Raw genomic sequence first — 17,323 nt, forward strand, 5'->3', positions numbered from 1 at the left:
GGCTTTTTTATTTAGCCTTGGACAGGTAACGTCATGTCTTTTCGTGTTATCGATACCGAAACCTGCGGACTGGACGGCGGCGTCGTGGAAGTCGCCTCGGTGGACGTCGTTGACGGCCGGTTATGCAATGCCATGAGCGATCTGGTCAACCCCGACCGGCCCATCGGTCTACGAGGCCATGGCCATCCACCATATCACCGAAGCCATGGTCGAGGATAAGCCGCGTATCGCCAAGGTGATTGGCCGCTATCACGGCAGCCCGTATTACGTGGCGCATAACGCCGCATTCGACCGGCGCATGTTGCCGGAAATGCATGGTCAATGGATCTGCACGGTCAAGCTTGCGCGCAAGCTCTACCCGGGTTTGAAATACAGCAACCAGTACCTGCGCTATGCGCTGGGTCTCGAGGTCGCCGTGCCGGAGGGTCTCTATCCCCATCGCGCCCTGTATGATTGTTACGTCACCGCGGCCCTGCTGGTGAAAATCATCGGGGATTCCGGCTGGAGCGCCGAGCAAATGGCGGCCTTAAGCAATGAAACCACCCTGCTTACGACGTTAAAATTCGGCAAATACCGGGGCCAGCCGATGGAACGGATCGCGCGCGAGGACCCCGGCTATTTGAAGTGGATGCTCAACAACCTCAAGGACCTGTCGGCGGATATGCGTTACAGCATTAACCATTACCTGAAGCAGTCCTCAGACGCAGCGCATCAATAAATGAAATGCGCCGCCTGAGATGCTTTCGCCGCCGTATTATGCCGCCGGCGGCGCCTTGTCCGTCAGGGACAGGATAAAGGTATACTCCATGGCAATACCTTCGTAGCCCTTGAAACGCCCGGATTTGCCGCCGTGTCCGGAGTCCATGTCGGTACACAGCAGCAGCAGATTATCGTTAGTCTTCATCGCCCGGAGCTTCGCCACCCATTTCGCCGGCTCCCAATACTGCACCTGGGAGTCATGTAAACCGGTGGTGACCAGCAGATGCGGGTAAGGCTGGGCGCTGACCCGATCATAGGGACTGTAGCGCTTGATATAGTCGTAGTAGTCTTTTTCCTGCGGATTGCCCCACTCGTCATATTCTCCGGTGGTCAGCGGTATGCTGTCATCAAGCATGGTGGTCACGACATCCACGAAGGGCACCTGGGCCACCACGCCTTTAAACAGATCCGGCGCCATATTGATCACCGCGCCCATCAGCAGGCCACCGGCGCTGCCGCCCATGGCAAAGGCTTGTTTTTCGTCCCCATAGCCGTTAGCCAGCAGATGCCGGCTGACGTCGATAAAGTCGTTAAAGGTATTGAGCTTGTTGAAGAGCTTGCCGTCTTCATACCACTGCTGGCCTAATTCACCGCCGCCGCGGATATGCGCCAGGGCGAAGACGAATCCGCGGTCAAGCAGGCTCAGCCGGCTGGCGCTGAAATCGGGATCCATGCTGCTGCCGTAGGAACCATAGCCGTAGACCAGCAGCGGATTTTGCCCGCGCTGGAACAGATCCTTGCGATAGACCAGCGACACCGGCACCTCGACGCCGTCGCGGGCGGGAACCCATAGCCGCTCGCTGCGGTAGTGCTCGGCATCAAAATTTTTCACCTGCGACTGTTTCAGCAGCCTGCGCTCCCCGGTATCCATATTCAGCTCAAACAGCGTGGTCGGCGTGGTCATGGAGGAATAACCATAGCGCAGCCACGCGCTGTGCGGATCGGGATTGTAGGCCAGCCAGGTAACATAGGTGGGGTCGTCAAAGGCGATGCCCTTCTCCTCCCCGGTCTGCCAATGCATCTGCCGCAGGCTGGTCAGGCCCTGGTGACGTTCCTCCACCACCAGCCAATCGCTGAATAAGGTAAAGTTTTCCAATACCACATCGTCCCTGGCCGGGATCACCGTTTGCCACAATTTCTCATCGCCCGTTTCGCAGCGGTAAAGGGCAAAATTCTTGCCTTCGCGGTTGGAGCGGACGTAAAAATGGCCCTGGAAGTGATCCAGCGAATACTCATGGTCATGGCGGCGGGTCAGGAATACCTGCGGGCTGGCCTGGGGATCGTCGGCGTCCAGCAGCAGGATCTCGCCCGACGTGGTGCTGCCCAGCGCAATAATAATATAACGTTCCGACGTGGTTTTATGCACGCTGACATAAAATGTGTCGTCTTTTTCCTCATACACCAGCTCATCCTGCGCCGGCGAGGTGCCGACCCGGTGACGGTAGACCTGGTAGGGCAGCAGCGTTTTTTTATGCTTGCGCACGTAGTAGAGGATCTGTGAATCGCTGGTCCATTCAAAACCCGACGAGGCATCCTCGAGCACTTCCGGATACCACGAATCGCGGGCCAGGTTCTTGAAACGAATGCCGTACAGGCGCCGTGACAGAAAATCCTCCGCCGCCGCCATGATGGCGTTATCCGGACTGATCTCAAGCGCCCCCATGGTATAGAACTCGCTTTGCGCCGCGCGCTTGTTGCCGTCAAGCAGGATCTCCCATTCGGCCGTTTCGGGCAGATCGGCGCGCTGGCGGGTATAGATGGCGTACTCATTGCCTTGCTCATAGCGGCTTTGGTAACGATAACCGCGCCGGACGTAGGGTACCGAGCGATCCTGCGGCGGTATGCGCTCCACCATTTCGGTAAATAAGCGGTGGCGCAGCTCCTCATGGCCCTCCATCATGGCTTCGCCATAGGTATTCTCTTGGGCCAGGTAGTCCAGCACGGCGGGGTCTTCACGTTTGTCGTCGCGCAGCCAGTAATAATCATCGACGCGTGTCTCACCATGCACGGTCAGGTTATGCGGTCTTTTTTCAGCTATTGGGGGAAATCTCATACGCACCCTTCCTTATTTCTCATAAGAAACAGAGTGGCACGAATATGCCGGGTTGCCAAGCGCAGCCGATTTTATCGCCTGCGCCGGCAACGGGGGGTCAGCGTGGCGGGACGGCGGTTATCTGGGCTTTAAGCTGTTGTTCGAGGCCGGTTTTTACGTCATCAGGAATTTTCAGCGCCAGCGCCAGCGCATCCATATAGCTTCTTTCCATAAAATGATCGACGTCGACCACCGTGCAGCTGAGGTAATAGATCTCCAGGGCCTCGTCCTCGCCGTGAATATCCTGCGCCAGGCGCGCCGGGTCCAGCGGCTGGGCGATGGCGTCCTGGACCAGATGCTCCACATCCTCGCCCAGTCCCAACTGCTGCAGGTTGTCCCGAATGGCCCGTTGCTCATGGTCGTCGATGTGGCCGTCGGCCTTGGCGGCAAAGACCAGGGCCGTCACCAGCCGCTGCGTGCGACGGTCGATGGGAGTAGGAGGCTGGGTAAACTGCGCATCGTGCTGATGGGTTTCGCGCACGCGTTTTTTATATTGGTCCCACAGCACCGCGCCTATCGCGGCGCCGCCGCCGATAAACAGGGCGTTCTTGCCCACCGCGCCCATCATCTTGCGTGACGATTTATTGGCCACCAGCAGGCCGGCCAGCCCGCCAAGCGCTCCGGGCGCCAGCAGGCCCGCCAGGTTGCCGCCCTGATCCCCCGGCCCGCCCTTTTGCTGGACCAGGGTCTGGATTTTCTGCAGCCACTGATTCATTGCCGTTCCCCTTTAGGTGGTGTATGCCGGACGGTGCCCGGCGCCACATGTCCTAACCTAGCGGATTTTGTGTCAAGTTGTTAAAAGGGTTTGCAAAGATAGCGGGGCCGCCGATGTCCGGACGCGCATTTCACGCCGCGCGTCCGGCAGGGAGTGTTATTGCTGGAGGGAATAACTTATTTCACCTTTTTCACAATCAAGGTTCACAGCATAGGCGCGATCGGCGGTTTGCCCGCGAATTTTCAGCGGCGCCTGCCAGTTGTCGCCGTTGCCGGTGATATCCTCGGGGTTGACCTGCGCGACAATGGTGTCGCCGCCCAGGGCCTTTTTATCGTCGTCGGTGTGGGGAAAGCGATTCTGGGTGTAGTCCTGTTTAATCAGTTCCGCCACCTGGGGGGCGTTGAGATCGGGACAGGCCGCAACCTTATACGTCTTCCCGGGCTGGCTTTTTTTGGCCGGTTCCTTCGCCGCCGGCGTTTTATTATCGGCGGCGGCCGGCGTTTTATTATCGGCGGCGGCCGGCGCGGCTTCCGCCTTGGCCTTCTCCGCCGGGGCCTTTTTAGCCGGCGCCGGTTTATCGGCGGCCGGGGGCTCCTCCGGCTGTTTTTTAACCGGGGCGGCGGCCGGCGGCGTTGCCGGGGCCGGCGCGGCGTCATTAGCCGGCGGTGTCTGTGCCGGAGCGGCGGTATTCGCCGGCGCCGGGGCGGCGGTGCCCGGTTGGGTATTCTGCGTCTGTCCGGCGGGCTGCTGAGTGGTGGACGCGCCTTCCGTGGACGTTTGCGAGGCGGCGGCCTGCCCAGCCGCCTGCGGTGTTTGATCTTCCGCGGCCGCGAGTGACGGCAGCAACATGCCGATGACGATGACGCCTAACAGGCCGATTCCCGTTTTATGCATAAAACCTCCACTTGTTCTGATTATCCGTTCTCAAGGTATTGAATGATAATAGCCGGTTAAAATTACGTTGAGAACGGGAATTATACGAACTATAACAAAAGCCGGGCGTTTTTGGCGGCGTCCAGGCCGATTCCCACGTCCTGCTCTCCCCTCATCGTACCGGCGCTGCTGCACGCGCAATCGTTTTCGTTTATACTGCGCGCAATTTTTATCAGGTCAGGGGAAAGCGGATGTTAATCATAGGCACGGCGTTACGTCCCGGCGCCACGCGGGTCATGCTGCTGGGCAGCGGTGAACTGGGCAAAGAGGTGGCGATTGAGTGTCAACGGCTTGGCGTCGAGGTGATTGCCGTCGATCGTTATGCGAACGCCCCGGCGATGCATGTCGCCCATCGCGCGCACGTCATCAATATGCTGGACGGCGATGCGCTCAGGGCGGTGATTGAACTGGAACGGCCCGATTTTATCGTGCCGGAAATCGAAGCCATCGCCACCGACATGCTGGTAGCCCTTGAACATGAGGGCCATCGTGTGGTGCCCTGCGCGCAGGCCACGCGCCTGACCATGAACCGCGAGGGCATCCGCCGCCTGGCGGCGGAAACGCTGGGCCTGCCCACTTCCGCCTACCGTTTTGCCGCCGACCGCGCCGGGCTGGACCAGGCGGTATCGGCAATCGGATATCCTTTGATTATCAAACCGGTGATGAGTTCGTCGGGTAAAGGCCAGAGCCTGGTACGCGCGGCCGCCGGCCTGGACGCGGCCTGGAACTATGCGCAGCAGGGCGGCCGCGCCGGCGGCGGCAAGGTGATTGTCGAGGGCCTGGTCCCCTTTGATTTTGAAATTACCCTGCTTACCGTCAGCGCCGTCGATGGTATCCATTTCTGCGATCCCATCGGTCATCGCCAGGAGGACGGCGATTACCGGGAATCCTGGCAGCCGCAGCACATGAGCGCGGTGGCATTGCAACGGGCGCGGGATATCGCACAACAGGTCGTGACCGCCCTGGGCGGCCGCGGATTGTTCGGCGTTGAGCTGTTTGTGCGCGGCGACGAGGTGATATTCAGCGAAGTGTCGCCGCGTCCGCATGATACCGGCATGGTGACCCTTATCTCCCAGGATCTGTCCGAATTCGCCCTGCATGTGCGCGCCTTCCTCGGCCTGCCCGTCGGCGCGATCCGCCAGTACGGCCCGGCGGCGTCGGCGGTTATCCTGCCGGAGCTGACCAGCAGCGACGTGCGTTTCAGCGGCCTGGAGCAGGCGCTGAAAGCGCAAACGCAGATCAGGCTATTCGGCAAGCCGGAAATCGGCGGCAAGCGCCGTCTTGGCGTGGCCCTGGCCATGGCGCAGACGGTGGAAGAGGCGGTAAAGGATGCCAAAGCCTGTGCCGCGGCGGTCAAGGTCAGCGGCTGATGCGCCAGGCCTGAACCAAAAAAAAAGCTCCTCTTGCGAAGGAGCCCTTATTACCTGCCTGAATGGCGGGAGCGGATGCGCGCCGGCTTAAAGCTTGGCGCCGGCCACCGCTTCTTTAGCCAGTTCGGTGATGCGCGCATAATCGCCCGCTTCCAGCGCATCGTTAGGCACCAGCCAGGAACCGCCGATACACAGCACGCTTTTCAGCGCCAGGTAATCACGGTAGTTCTTCGGTGAAATGCCGCCGGTGGGGCAGAAACGCACCTGCGAGAACGGACCGGCAATCGCTTGCAGCGCCTTGACGCCGCCGTTGGCCTCGGCCGGGAAAAATTTGAACTCGCGCAGGCCGTAATCCATACCGAGCATCAGTTCGGAAACAGTGGCGATACCCGGTATCAGCGGAATGGTACCCGCGACGGCCGCTTTCAGCAAGGGTTCGGTCAGGCCAGGGCTGATGGCGAACTGCGCGCCGGCAGCGGTCACTTCCGCCAACTGCTCCACATTGGTCACGGTGCCCGCGCCGACGATGGCCTCGGGCACTTCTTTGGCGATGGCGCGGATGGCGTCCATCGCGCAGGGGGTGCGCAACGTGACTTCCAGTACACGCACACCGCCGGCGACCAGCGCTTTGGCTAAAGGAACCGCGTGTTCCAGCTTATTGATAACGATAACGGGTACTACCGGGCCTGAGGTCAGGATAGTTTCCGCGCTTGTTTTCCAATGCTTCATGACTTGCTGTCTCCGTATGAACATCATCACCGCGTGTTTAAGGCGTGGCACGCCAAAACACCGGGCTAAAAATTACCGGCGCGGGATCAACCCGGCACCGGTGGGGAATGCGGTGTTATTCAAACTCGTTCCAGGAACGGCCGTCCCGGGTAATCATGGCCACCGAGGCCACCGGCCCCCAGGTGCCCGCCTGGTAAGGCTTGGGCGCGTCATTGTCGGACGCCCAGGCTTCCATAATGGAATCCACCCAGGTCCAGGCCTCTTCCACTTCGTCGCGGCGCACAAACAGCGCCTGGATGCCGCGCATGGTTTCCAGCAGCAGCCGTTCGTAGGCATCCGCCAGATGTTCCTGGTTAAAGGTTTCACTGAAACTCAAATCCAGCTTGGTGGTTTGCAGGCGATGCTTATGATCCAGCCCCGGCACCTTATTGAGGATTTGGATATCCATGCCCTCGTCCGGTTGCAGGCGGATGGTCAGCTTGTTCTGCGGCAATTCCTGGTAGGAGTCGCGGAACAGATTCAGCGCCGGGTTCTTGAAATACACCACCACTTCGGAACATTTGGTCGGCAACCGCTTGCCGGTGCGCAAATAGAACGGCACGCCCGCCCAGCGCCAGTTGTCGATATCCACCCGGATAGACACAAAGGTCTCGGTATGGCTGGCCTTGTTGGCGCCCTCCTCCTCCAGGTAGCCCGGCACTTTCTTGCCCTGTACAAACCCGGCGGTATACTGGCCGCGCACCGTGGTATCGCGCACATTGGTGTGATCGATAGGCCGCAGGGAACGCAATACCTTCACTTTTTCGTCGCGGATGCGATCGGTGGTCAGATCGGATGGCGGCGACATGGCGATCATGGTCAGGATCTGCAGCAGATGGCTTTGGATCATGTCGCGCATCTGGCCGGCTTTATCGAAATAGCCCCAGCGACCCTCGATGCCCACTTCTTCCGCCACGGTGATCTGGACATGGTCGATAGTCCGGTTGTCCCAATTGCTGGCGAACAGGGAATTGGCAAACCGCAGCGCCAGCAGGTTGAGCACCGTTTCTTTACCGAGATAATGGTCGATGCGGTAAACCTGGCACTCTTTGAAATATTCCGCCACCTGATCGTTAATCACGCGCGAAGAGGCCAGATCGGTACCCAGCGGTTTTTCCATCACCACCCGGCTCGGCTCTTTATTCAGGCCGGCCTGGCCCAGGCCCTGGCAGATGGCGCCAAAGGTATTGGGCGGCATGGCAAAATAGTTAATGGTCACCCGGGCCTGCTGGTCGAGTTTTTCACCCAGCCGGTTGAAGTGCTTGGTCTCGTTAACGTCAAGGTTACAGAAATCCAGGCGGCCGCTGAGCGTTTTCCAGAGCTTCTCGTCGATGGTTTCCTTCATGAAGGTTTCCAACGCTTCGCGTACCACCTTGGTATAGGCTTTCACGTCCCAGTCAGCACGGCCAACGCCGATAATGCGCGTCTCCGGATGAATGGAGCCGGCTTTCTCCAGCTGATATAGCGAGGGCAGCAGTTTGCGCCGTGCCAGATCGCCTTTGGTGCCGAAAATCACCAGATCGCATGCCTGGGCTATGGATGTTACCGCCATGTTCCTCTCCTCGTACAGGATGTTTGTAATTTTATTACATTTTAAATGGTTTTATTTTGATGCCGGCCAAAAGAATGCCAAAAAAACCGCGTGTAAACGCTTTTTTTCACCATTAATCACACCATGTCCGCCATGAAAATGTAATTTATTAACAGTTTTGTCAATACATTACACTTCTGAAAGTTAGACACAGCTCATAGTCTGGCAAAAAACCTGCCGTGCCGGTCAGATTAACTGCCTTTGCACCGCGCGTCGTAGTATATTTCATCAAATCGGTAATGATTTCTCCTTTGTGTGAAATCGGTTAAACCCATGAGCTATTAACTTATGAACATGCTGGAAAAAATTAACAGCCATATGGAATTGCTGAGTAAATCCGAGCGTAAAGTGGCGGACGTGATCCTGGCCTCGCCCCAGACCGCCATCCATTCCAGCATTGCCATACTGGCCAGGATGGCCGACGTCAGCGAGCCTACCGTCAATCGTTTTTGCCGCCGCCTGGATACCAAAGGCTATCCTGATTTTAAATTACATCTCGCCCAGAGTCTGGCTAATGGTACACCTTATGTAAACCGTAATGTCGATGAGAACGACGGGGTCGATTCCTATACTGTAAAAATTTTTGAATCCACCATGGCCAGCCTGGAACAGGTCAAAACCCGTCTGGACATCAGCGCCGTCAACCGGGCGGTGGATTTGCTGACCCAGGCGAAAAAGATTTCCTTCTTCGGCCTGGGCGCGTCCGCGGCGGTCGCCCATGACGCCATGAATAAATTTTTCCGCTTTAATATTCCCATCGTGTATTCCGAGGATATCGTCATGCAGCGCATGAGCTGCATGAATTCCAGCGAAGGCGATGTCGTGGTGCTGATATCCCATACCGGCCGGACAAAAATGCTGGTGGACCTGGCGCGGCTGGCGCGGGAGAATGACGCTACCGTTATCGCCATCACCTCCGAATACTCGCCCCTGGCCCATGAAGCCACGCTAACCCTGGCCCTTGATGTGCCGGAGGATACCGATGTCTTTATGCCCATGATATCGCGTATTGCCCAATTAACCCTGATAGATGTCCTGGCCACCGGGTTTACCTTGCGCCGGGGTGCGAAATTCAGGGATAACTTGAAGCGGGTCAAGGAAGCTTTACGGGAATCGCGCTTTGATAAAGCCGATTCAGCAGCGTATAAATTTGATTAATATCGTAAGATATGAACAATAACCCCTCATGGCAGCCCAGGCTACACCGGGCCGGTTCAAAGATGGGGAACGTCTCAACACAGCCGGACTGGCGGCAACGGGCGGCGATATCCAACCGCTGCCTGATAGTACCGCCGGTTTCGATGTTTTCGCTACACCAATAATGCCCAAGTCAACGGAGTTATCCATGTCCAGACGGCTCAGAAGAACCAAGATTGTAACCACCCTGGGGCCAGCCACTGACCGCGACAATAATCTGGAAAAAATTATTGCCGCCGGCGCCAATGTGGTTCGCCTTAATTTTTCCCACGGTACGGCGGAAGATCATTTCAATCGGGCCAACAAAGTACGTGAAATCGCCGCCAAGCTGGGACGACACGTGGCCATACTCGGCGATTTGCAGGGGCCTAAGATTCGCGTATCGACGTTCAGGGAAGGCAAGGTGTTCCTGAGCGTGGGCGATAAGTTTCTCCTTGATGCCAACTTGGGCATCGGCGAAGGCGATCGGGAAAGCGTAGGCATCGATTATAAAGGCCTGCCCGGTGACGTGGTGCCCGGCGATGTCCTGCTGCTCGACGATGGCCGCGTACAGCTAAAGGTGCGTGAAGTCCAGGGCATGAAGGTCTTTACCGAGGTGACCGTCGGCGGTCCGTTGTCCAATAACAAGGGCATCAATAAAATGGGCGGCGGCCTCTCGGCGCCGGCGCTGACCGAAAAAGACAAGGCCGACATCATCACCGCCGCTAAAATCGGCGTGGATTACCTGGCGGTCTCCTTCCCGCGCACCGGCGAGGATTTGAACTATGCGCGCCGCCTGGCCCGCGACGCCGGCTGCAATGCCAAGATCGTCTCCAAGGTAGAGCGCGCCGAGGCAGTGGCAAGCGACGAGGCCATGGATGATATTATCCTCGCCTCCGACGTGGTGATGGTGGCCCGCGGCGATCTGGGGGTGGAAATCGGCGATCCGGAACTGGTCGGCATCCAGAAAAAATTGATCCGGCGCGCCCGCAAGCTCAATCGCGCGGTGATTACCGCCACCCAGATGATGGAATCGATGATCACCAACCCGATGCCGACCCGCGCCGAAGTGATGGACGTGGCCAACGCGGTGCTGGACGGCACCGATGCGGTAATGCTCTCCGCCGAAACCGCGGCCGGGCAGTATCCGGCGGAAACGGTGGCGGCCATGGCACGGGTGTGCCTGGGCGCCGAAAAAATCCCCAGTATCAATGTGTCCAAACATCGCCTGGACGTGCAGTTTGATAATATTGAAGAAGCGATTGCCATGTCCAGCATGTACGCGGCCAATCATCTCAAGGGGGTCAGCGCCATTATCACCATGACCGAATCCGGCCGCACGCCCCTGATGATGTCGCGCATCAGCTCAGGCCTGCCTATTTTTGCCCTGTCCCGGCACGAGCATACGCTCAATCTTACCGCGCTCTATCGCGGCGTCACGCCGGTATATTTTGACAGCGACGGCGACGGCGTGGCCGCGGCCACCCATGCCGCCAACCTGCTGCGGGATAAAGGCTTCCTGATGTCGGGCGATCTGGTCATCATCACCCAGGGTGATGTGATGAGCATGGTGGGCACCACCAATACCAGCCGCATCCTGCTGGTGGAGTAATACCAGCCGCCCATGGCATGCTGTGCCCGCCAACCCCGAGCTCGACGCAGACGGGTTAAGGGAGAGCGTGCCAATGGGTTCGAATCGGGCGTGGTATTCCCGCCCGACCGAGCGCCCCATGGTGCGGTAGGCCCGCCAACCCCGAACTCAACGCGGACGGGTTAAGGGAGAGCGTGCCGATGGGGTCGAATCGGGCGTGGTATTCCCGCCCGACCGAGCGCCCCATGGTGCGGTAGGCCCGCCAACACCGCGCTTACAGCAGTCGTGTTTAAGGGAGAACGTACCTATGGGGTCTTTTTTCTTGCCTGTTCTGGGCAATTAACGCTTATAGGGATCTTTATCGCCGGGCTTGCGCGTTTTCAGTAGTTTCAGGATCCAGGTATATTGCTCCGGATTCGGCCCCACCAGGTTTTCCACTTCCTCGTTCATCCGCCGGGCAATATAGCGATCGTCCTGGCCGGCAATATCGTCCATTGGCGGACGCACATAAATATCCAGCTGGCTGGTCTTACTGTTGTATACCGGAAATAGTGGGATTACCGCCGCCCGACAGATTTTCATCAAACGGCCAATTGCCGGCAGCGTCGCCTTATAAGTGGCGAAAAAATCCACGAACTCGCTATGCTCAGGCCCATGATCCTGGTCCGGCAGGTAATACCCCCACCACCCCTGCCGCACCGAGCTGACAAAAGGCTTAACCCCGTCGTTGCGCGCGTGCAGCCGCCCGCCGAAGCGGCGCCGCACCCGATTCCACATATAGTCCACCAGTTCGTTGCGCTGGTTATGGAACATACCGGCGACCTTCTGCCCGCGCGCCGACATCAGCATGGCCGGCACATCCACCGCCCAGCCGTGCGGCACCAGGAAAATAATATTGCGCTGCTGCGCCGTAGCCTGCGCAATAATCTCCTCGTGGTGCCAATGAACCCGGCTTGACAACCTGTCGGGATTCCGGCAAGCCAGCTCGGCCATCAGCACCGTGGATTGCGGTACCGTGGCGAACATATCGTCAATGATTTTTTCCCGCGCCGGTTCGCTCAGCTCAGGCAGGCAGTACAGTAAATTGGCCCGGGCGCGATGGCGCGCGCCTTTGGCGAGTTTACCCACCATCCGGCCGATGCCGCCCAATACCGGATCGCGTAAACGCGGCGGGATAAAGGTCGCGCCGGCGATTAAGCCGATACCGCACCAGACGCCCCAGTAGCGCGGGTGATAGAACTCGGTTTTAAATTGCGGAATGAATTCAACGGCGGTGATCTTGTTATCGTTTTCCATGCAACTCTCTTTGCTTTCAATCGCCCTGACGGTCGAAAACCCGTGCTGTCGATTGATGAGGCGGGCTCTATGTCCCTTCTTGGCATAATGTAGCGGTAATCATAAACATAAAACGGCAGCCGATCATCTATCGGCTGCCGTTAAGATAACATATCAGTCGAATTGAAGCTGCGGCATGGCTTGCCTGACCTGCGCCAGATAGTCCAGGCGCTCTTTGCCGCTCAGGCCTTCGGTAACCGGCAGCTTGGCGGTCAGCGGATTGACCGCCTGCTGGTTGACCCAGATTTCATAATGCAGATGCGGCCCGGTGGAACGCCCGGTATTGCCGGAGAGCGCAATGCGATCGCCACGTTTCACCTTCTGGCCCGGCTTCACCAACAATTTCTTTAAATGCATATAGCGGGTGGTATATTGGCGCCCGTGCCGTATGGCCACGTAATTGCCGGCGCCGTCGCCGTTTTTGCTGACCACCACCTCGCCGTCGCCCACCGCCAGCACCGGTGTGCCCACCGGCATGGCGAAATCCACGCCGCGGTGCGGAGCGATATGCCCGGTCACGGGATTCAAGCGCCGGGGATTGAAGTTAGAGGATACGCGGAACTGCTTCATGGTGGGAAAACGCATAAAACCGCGCGCCAGGCCGGCGCCGTCGTTGTTGTAAAATTTACCGTCCTCGGCGCGGAAGGAATAATAATCCTTGCCGCCGGTGTTGATGCGCACGGCCACCAGTTCGCTTTGCTCGCTGCGCCCGTCGAGCATTTCCCGGGAGGTCAGCACGGCGAACTTATCGCCTTTTTGCAGCTTGCGAAAATCGAGCTGCCACTGCATAGCCTTAATGACCGCGCTGACTTCGGCGTTTGACAATCCAGAGGCGCGGGCGCTGTTGACAAAGCTGCCGTTGAGCTGGCCTGTCAGCGCTATATTTTTCCACTCGCCTGCCAGATTGGCCACGCTTTGTTTAAAACCACCGTCAATGCGGTCATAGGTGCGGGTTTCCCGGCGCGACATTTCCCAGGTCAGGCGCTGCAGTTCACCGGCGTCGTTCAGGGTCCAGGAAATTTGCTGGCCGATCTTCAGATTACGCAGATCGGGAAACTGCTGGGCCAGTTGGCCGATATCGGACATATCGATGCCATACTGCGTCAAAATACTGCCCAGGGTATCGCCGGTGGACACCACATATTCATGGACGCCCGTTTCATCCGTCACCTTCTCGTCCAGTTCATCTTCCGGCGGCACATCGTCGTCGTTATCGGCGGCGGATTGATCGATAGGCTCGCTGGCCTCGGGGGCCAGAGCGCGGGCCGGCGCGTCGACCGCCGGCGCGGGCCGGCTGACGGTGGGTTCCATAACAGGGGAATAGACGTATGGCCGCCATACCGCCACGGCCAGGGTAACCACGGTGAGCGACCCCAGCATGACGCGGTGGGGTCGGGGCAGATTATTATACGCCAGCGTGATAGAGCGAAGTATCTGCTGCACTTATTACTATCCTCATGAGTTCTTCTCCAGGCAGCTCACGTACTGGTTCGTCAATTGCAGCAGGAAGTCAATGTAGCTTGCCTTGCCCAATGCGATACCAGTCCCCAGCGGGTCGAGGGTGCCGATACGCACGCTCGTTCCCTGGGCCACAGCGTTGATAACGGCTGGCCTGAATTGTGGCTCAGCAAATATGCACACGGCTTTTTGCTCAACCAACTGTGTTCGAATATGGTGTAATGCCTGGGCGCCCGGTTGGATTTCGGGATTAACGGTGAAATACCCCAAAGGGGTCAGGCCATAGTGTTGTTCGAAATAGCCATAGGCATCGTGAAATACGAAATACCCTTTTCCGCTTACCGGCGCTAGCATTGTAGCGATATTTTTGTCATTTTTTGTCAATGCCGCGGTGAAAAACAGCAGATTCGCGTCCAATTGTGATTTTTTTTCGGGCATCAGCCGCAATAATTGGTCGTGGATGGCGAAAGCGGCCTGTTTGGCAATCTCCGGCGACATCCACAAATGCATATTATATTCGCCGTGATGGTGGTCGTCCGCGTGGGCCGAATCCGCCGGGTCGTCGTGCTCCGCACCTTTTATCAGCAGCGGGCGGACAGACGGCAGCGTGGACAGCATCAGGTTTTTGTCCGCCGGCAAGGCCGCCGCCGGCTTGCTCATAAAGGCTTCCAGTTCCGGACCGACCCAGACCAACAGGGAGGCGTTCTGGATACGTTTGATGTCGGAGGGCCGCAGCGCATAGTCATGAGGCGACGCGCCATCAGGCAACAGGACATCGGTCGGCATCACGCCGTCGCCGATGGCGGAGGCTATAAATCCCAGCGGCCTGATGGAGGCGACGATATTAGCCCAGGCCGGGACACTGGTCGCGGCAAGCGTCAATACGCCGGCCAGCAGCAGGCGTGGGAATTTTTTACTGCGGGAATTCATAGCGATAATTCTCTTCGGCAACGGTTAGGGGTGTGATATTATAACATTTTGGCTGTTTCGCAACTGTAATTCACATGACCAATCTGGTAACGCTTGACGGTATTTCCGTCTCCTTCGGGCAAAAACACGTCTTGAGTCACATCTCTTTAACGCTGCGCGCCGGCCGGATCCTGACCTTAATGGGTCCGAACGGCGCCGGAAAATCCACGCTGGTGCGGGTAGTGCTCGGCCTGATCGCGCCCACGGCGGGCATCTTGTCGCGTACGGCCCGCCTGCGCATCGGTTATGTGCCGCAAAAAATCCATCTTGACGTCACGCTGCCGCTGACGGTCGGCCGCTTTATGCGCCTGCGGCCCGGGGTCGGCAAAGACGATGTGCTACCCGCGCTGGCGCAGGTCCAGGCCGCTCATTTGCTGGAACAGCCGATGCAGAAATTATCCGGCGGGGAAATGCAGCGGGTGCTGCTGGCGCGCGCGCTGCTCAATAAACCGCAGTTGCTGGTGTTGGATGAACCGACCCAGGGCGTGGACGTGAGCGGCCAGGTGGCGTTATACGATTTGATCGACCAAATTCGCCACAGGTTTGGCTGCGGAGTGCTGATGGTCTCCCATGATTTGCATCTGGTCATGGCGAAGACCGACGAGGTCTTATGCCTGAACCAGCATATTTGCTGCTCCGGCTCGCCGGAAACGGTCTCCGCCCATCCGGAATTTATCGCCATGTTCGGTTATCACGGCGTCGAACAGCTGGCCGTTTACCGGCATCACCATAATCATGCCCACGATCTGCAGGGCCAGGTGGTGCGCCGGCGTGAGGACGGCCCGTTATGATTGAACTGCTGCTGCCCGGCTGGCTGGCCGGCATATTGCTGGCCATGGCGGCCGGTCCCCTGGGGTCGTTTGTCGTCTGGCGCAAGATGTCCTATTTTGGCGACACGCTGGCCCATGCGTCGCTGCTTGGTGTCGCCTTCGGCCTGCTGCTGAATATCAATCCTTTCTACGCCGTCATCGCCGTGACGCTGGTGCTGGCGCTGATACTGGTATGGCTTGAGCGTTATCCGCAGCTGGCCATCGACACTGTGCTGGGCATCATGGCCCACAGCGCCCTGTCACTGGGGCTTGTGGTGGTAAGCCTGATGTCGAATGTACGAGTGGACCTGATGGCCTATCTGTTCGGCGATCTGCTGTCGGTCACCCTGTCCGATATTTTACTGATTGCCGCCGGCGTGGCGGTGGTGCTGATACTCCTGGCCTGGCAGTGGCGGGCGCTGCTGTCGGTAACCATCAGTCCGGAACTGGCCCATGTGGATGGGATTTCCCTGCCGCGGGTAAAACTCTTACTGATGCTGGTCACCGCCCTGACTATCGGCCTGGCGATGAAGTTTGTCGGCGCGCTGATCATCACCTCGCTGTTGATTATCCCGGCCGCCGCCGCGCGCCGTTTTTCCCGCACGCCGGAACAGATGGCGTTACTGGCGGTAGTGGCCGGCATGATTGCGGTGACCGGCGGTTTGACGCTATCGGCGTGGTATGACACGCCGGCGGGGCCATCGGTGGTGTTGTGCGCGTCGGTATTGTTTGGGTTGAGCTTGTTTAGTCGGCAGAGGGTGTAGCGCCAACCAACGGCTGATTAATAGCAAATAGGTGCCAGCGGCGGCGGCAATCAAACAACCCATACGGTAAACTGAGCGTTGTCCATGGATGTTGCTTAACGATAGGAGATACGCGTGATTATCGCCCAGGTAACAGACATTCATGCGGCCCAGGACAATGATAACCTGTCCCGGCTTGACCGCGCCCTTGCATGGCTGGACTTGATCAAACCCGACGGTTTGGTCCTCACTGGCGACCTGGTTGATGATGACTGGATCGACGGCTACACCGCGATTGCCGCCCGTCTGGGTAATCGGGCCTATCCTGCATTTATCCTGCCGGGTAATTCCGATAACCGCACCTCGATGCGGGCCATTTTCGGCTGTGCTTACTGGGCCGACGATGCTGTTGGCGCACTGCATTTTGTGGCGGATATCGAGGGTGTTCGCCTTATCGGCCTTGACTCAACGGCTAAGGGAACGTCAGCGGGAAGCGTGGATGAACATCTTCCCTGGTTGGAAAAAACGCTATTATCTGAGGGGCCGGCAACGTCAATGTTGTTTTTGCACCATCATGTATTTGCGAGCGGCATCCCGCCTATGGATCAAATCATGTGCCACGGGTCGGTGGCATTGGGTGAGTTTTTGCGAAGACAACCGCGACGCCCCGTCGCGATAGCGACAGGTCATGTTCATCGACCTGTCGCGGGTACACTGGCGGGAATACCCGCCTATATCTGCGGACCCATTTGTCCCGCAAATCCTATGTGGTTTGGCGCGAAAACCGTCCCACCGGCTAACGACCCGCCCGCGCTCATGATCCATCGCTGGGTAAACGGTACCCTGGTTAGCCATCATATTTCCGTTTGAGTCCGTGAATTGGGTGCGTCTGCTTTCATTTTGCGTGCTCACGCCCATAGCCGATTCCATGCGATATGCGTCATTCTCCTTATAAAGCAGCCGGTTATAGGACTGAGAGCAGAAGTCAGCACGCAGCATAAAATTGCTTATTAA

The 17,323-nt window shown here is 58.2% G+C and carries 14 protein-coding genes and 1 pseudogene; 7 read left to right on the forward strand and 8 right to left on the reverse strand.

Annotated elements, in window-relative coordinates; all coding sequences use genetic code 11:
- Positions 1 to 33: 33 nt before the first annotated feature.
- Positions 34 to 718 (forward strand): annotated as a pseudogene (gene exoX / locus ACL2XF_RS09835) (exodeoxyribonuclease X).
- 36 nt (positions 719 to 754) lie between these two features.
- On the opposite strand, the gene ACL2XF_RS09840 reads toward exoX, so the two are convergent.
- The 3 genes from ACL2XF_RS09840 to ACL2XF_RS09850 all read right to left on the reverse strand — a co-directional run bounded on the left by ACL2XF_RS09840 (position 755) and on the right by ACL2XF_RS09850 (position 4,460).
- The gene (locus ACL2XF_RS09840) at positions 755 to 2,812 is read right to left on the reverse strand and encodes a S9 family peptidase (RefSeq protein ID WP_413728515.1); all 2,058 of its coding nucleotides are present in this window, start codon (positions 2,810 to 2,812) and stop codon (positions 755 to 757) included.
- Positions 2,813 to 2,909: 97 nt separating this feature from the next.
- Positions 2,910 to 3,566, reverse strand: a complete 657-nt coding sequence (locus tag ACL2XF_RS09845; RefSeq protein WP_413728516.1) for a tellurite resistance TerB family protein — start codon at positions 3,564 to 3,566, stop codon at positions 2,910 to 2,912.
- A gap of 156 nt (positions 3,567 to 3,722) precedes the next feature.
- Positions 3,723 to 4,460: a YebF family protein gene (locus ACL2XF_RS09850; RefSeq protein ID WP_413728517.1), complete on the reverse strand. Its 738-nt coding sequence runs from the start codon at positions 4,458 to 4,460 to the stop codon at positions 3,723 to 3,725.
- Between the two features lie 230 nt (positions 4,461 to 4,690).
- Between ACL2XF_RS09850 and purT the strand changes: the two genes are divergently transcribed.
- The gene (gene purT / locus ACL2XF_RS09855) at positions 4,691 to 5,869 is read left to right on the forward strand and encodes a formate-dependent phosphoribosylglycinamide formyltransferase (RefSeq protein WP_413728518.1); all 1,179 of its coding nucleotides are present in this window, start codon (positions 4,691 to 4,693) and stop codon (positions 5,867 to 5,869) included.
- An 87-nt stretch (positions 5,870 to 5,956) separates the two neighbouring features.
- Here purT and ACL2XF_RS09860 read toward each other — a convergent pair whose 3' ends face one another.
- On the reverse strand, positions 5,957 to 6,598 hold the full coding sequence (locus ACL2XF_RS09860; RefSeq protein WP_410015335.1) for a bifunctional 4-hydroxy-2-oxoglutarate aldolase/2-dehydro-3-deoxy-phosphogluconate aldolase: 642 nt from the start codon (positions 6,596 to 6,598) through the stop codon (positions 5,957 to 5,959).
- 115 nt (positions 6,599 to 6,713) lie between these two features.
- Complete coding sequence (zwf, locus tag ACL2XF_RS09865; protein ID WP_410015336.1) at positions 6,714 to 8,189, reverse strand: glucose-6-phosphate dehydrogenase; 1,476 nt, start codon at positions 8,187 to 8,189, stop codon at positions 6,714 to 6,716.
- A gap of 327 nt (positions 8,190 to 8,516) precedes the next feature.
- On the opposite strand from zwf, the gene ACL2XF_RS09870 reads away from it, so the two are divergent.
- Together ACL2XF_RS09870 and pyk are read left to right on the forward strand one after the other, a co-directional pair.
- Complete coding sequence (locus tag ACL2XF_RS09870; RefSeq protein ID WP_410015337.1) at positions 8,517 to 9,386, forward strand: MurR/RpiR family transcriptional regulator; 870 nt, start codon at positions 8,517 to 8,519, stop codon at positions 9,384 to 9,386.
- A gap of 187 nt (positions 9,387 to 9,573) precedes the next feature.
- Positions 9,574 to 11,016 carry a pyruvate kinase gene (gene pyk / locus ACL2XF_RS09875; protein WP_410015338.1) on the forward strand — a complete coding sequence of 481 codons (1,443 nt, stop codon included), beginning with the start codon at positions 9,574 to 9,576 and terminating at the stop codon, positions 11,014 to 11,016.
- 318 nt (positions 11,017 to 11,334) lie between these two features.
- On the opposite strand, the gene lpxM is transcribed toward pyk, so the two are convergent.
- The 3 genes from lpxM to znuA form a co-directional block, all read right to left on the reverse strand.
- The gene (lpxM, locus tag ACL2XF_RS09880) at positions 11,335 to 12,291 is read right to left on the reverse strand and encodes a lauroyl-Kdo(2)-lipid IV(A) myristoyltransferase (RefSeq protein WP_410015339.1); all 957 of its coding nucleotides are present in this window, start codon (positions 12,289 to 12,291) and stop codon (positions 11,335 to 11,337) included.
- 153 nt (positions 12,292 to 12,444) lie between these two features.
- Entirely contained in the window at positions 12,445 to 13,773 is a 1,329-nt protein-coding gene (gene mepM, locus ACL2XF_RS09885; protein ID WP_410015340.1) for a murein DD-endopeptidase MepM, read from the reverse strand.
- Positions 13,774 to 13,785: 12 nt separating this feature from the next.
- Positions 13,786 to 14,718, reverse strand: a complete 933-nt coding sequence (gene znuA / locus ACL2XF_RS09890; RefSeq protein WP_410015341.1) for a zinc ABC transporter substrate-binding protein ZnuA — start codon at positions 14,716 to 14,718, stop codon at positions 13,786 to 13,788.
- Positions 14,719 to 14,792: 74 nt separating this feature from the next.
- Between znuA and znuC the strand changes: the two genes are divergently transcribed.
- The 3 genes from znuC (at position 14,793) to ACL2XF_RS09905 (ending at position 17,179) form a co-directional block, all read left to right on the forward strand.
- Entirely contained in the window at positions 14,793 to 15,548 is a 756-nt protein-coding gene (znuC, locus tag ACL2XF_RS09895; RefSeq protein WP_410015342.1) for a zinc ABC transporter ATP-binding protein ZnuC, read from the forward strand.
- Entirely contained in the window at positions 15,545 to 16,330 is a 786-nt protein-coding gene (znuB, locus tag ACL2XF_RS09900; RefSeq protein WP_413728519.1) for a zinc ABC transporter permease subunit ZnuB, read from the forward strand. Before znuC ends, znuB begins: the two co-directional genes overlap by 4 nt.
- A gap of 114 nt (positions 16,331 to 16,444) precedes the next feature.
- Positions 16,445 to 17,179 (forward strand): metallophosphoesterase, encoded by a 735-nt coding sequence (locus ACL2XF_RS09905; protein WP_413728520.1) that lies wholly within the window; start codon positions 16,445 to 16,447, stop codon positions 17,177 to 17,179.
- Positions 17,180 to 17,323: the final 144 nt, after the last annotated feature.

The sequence above is a fragment of the Sodalis sp. RH19 genome, from assembly GCF_047324215.1.
Classification (GTDB): domain Bacteria; phylum Pseudomonadota; class Gammaproteobacteria; order Enterobacterales; family Enterobacteriaceae; genus Acerihabitans.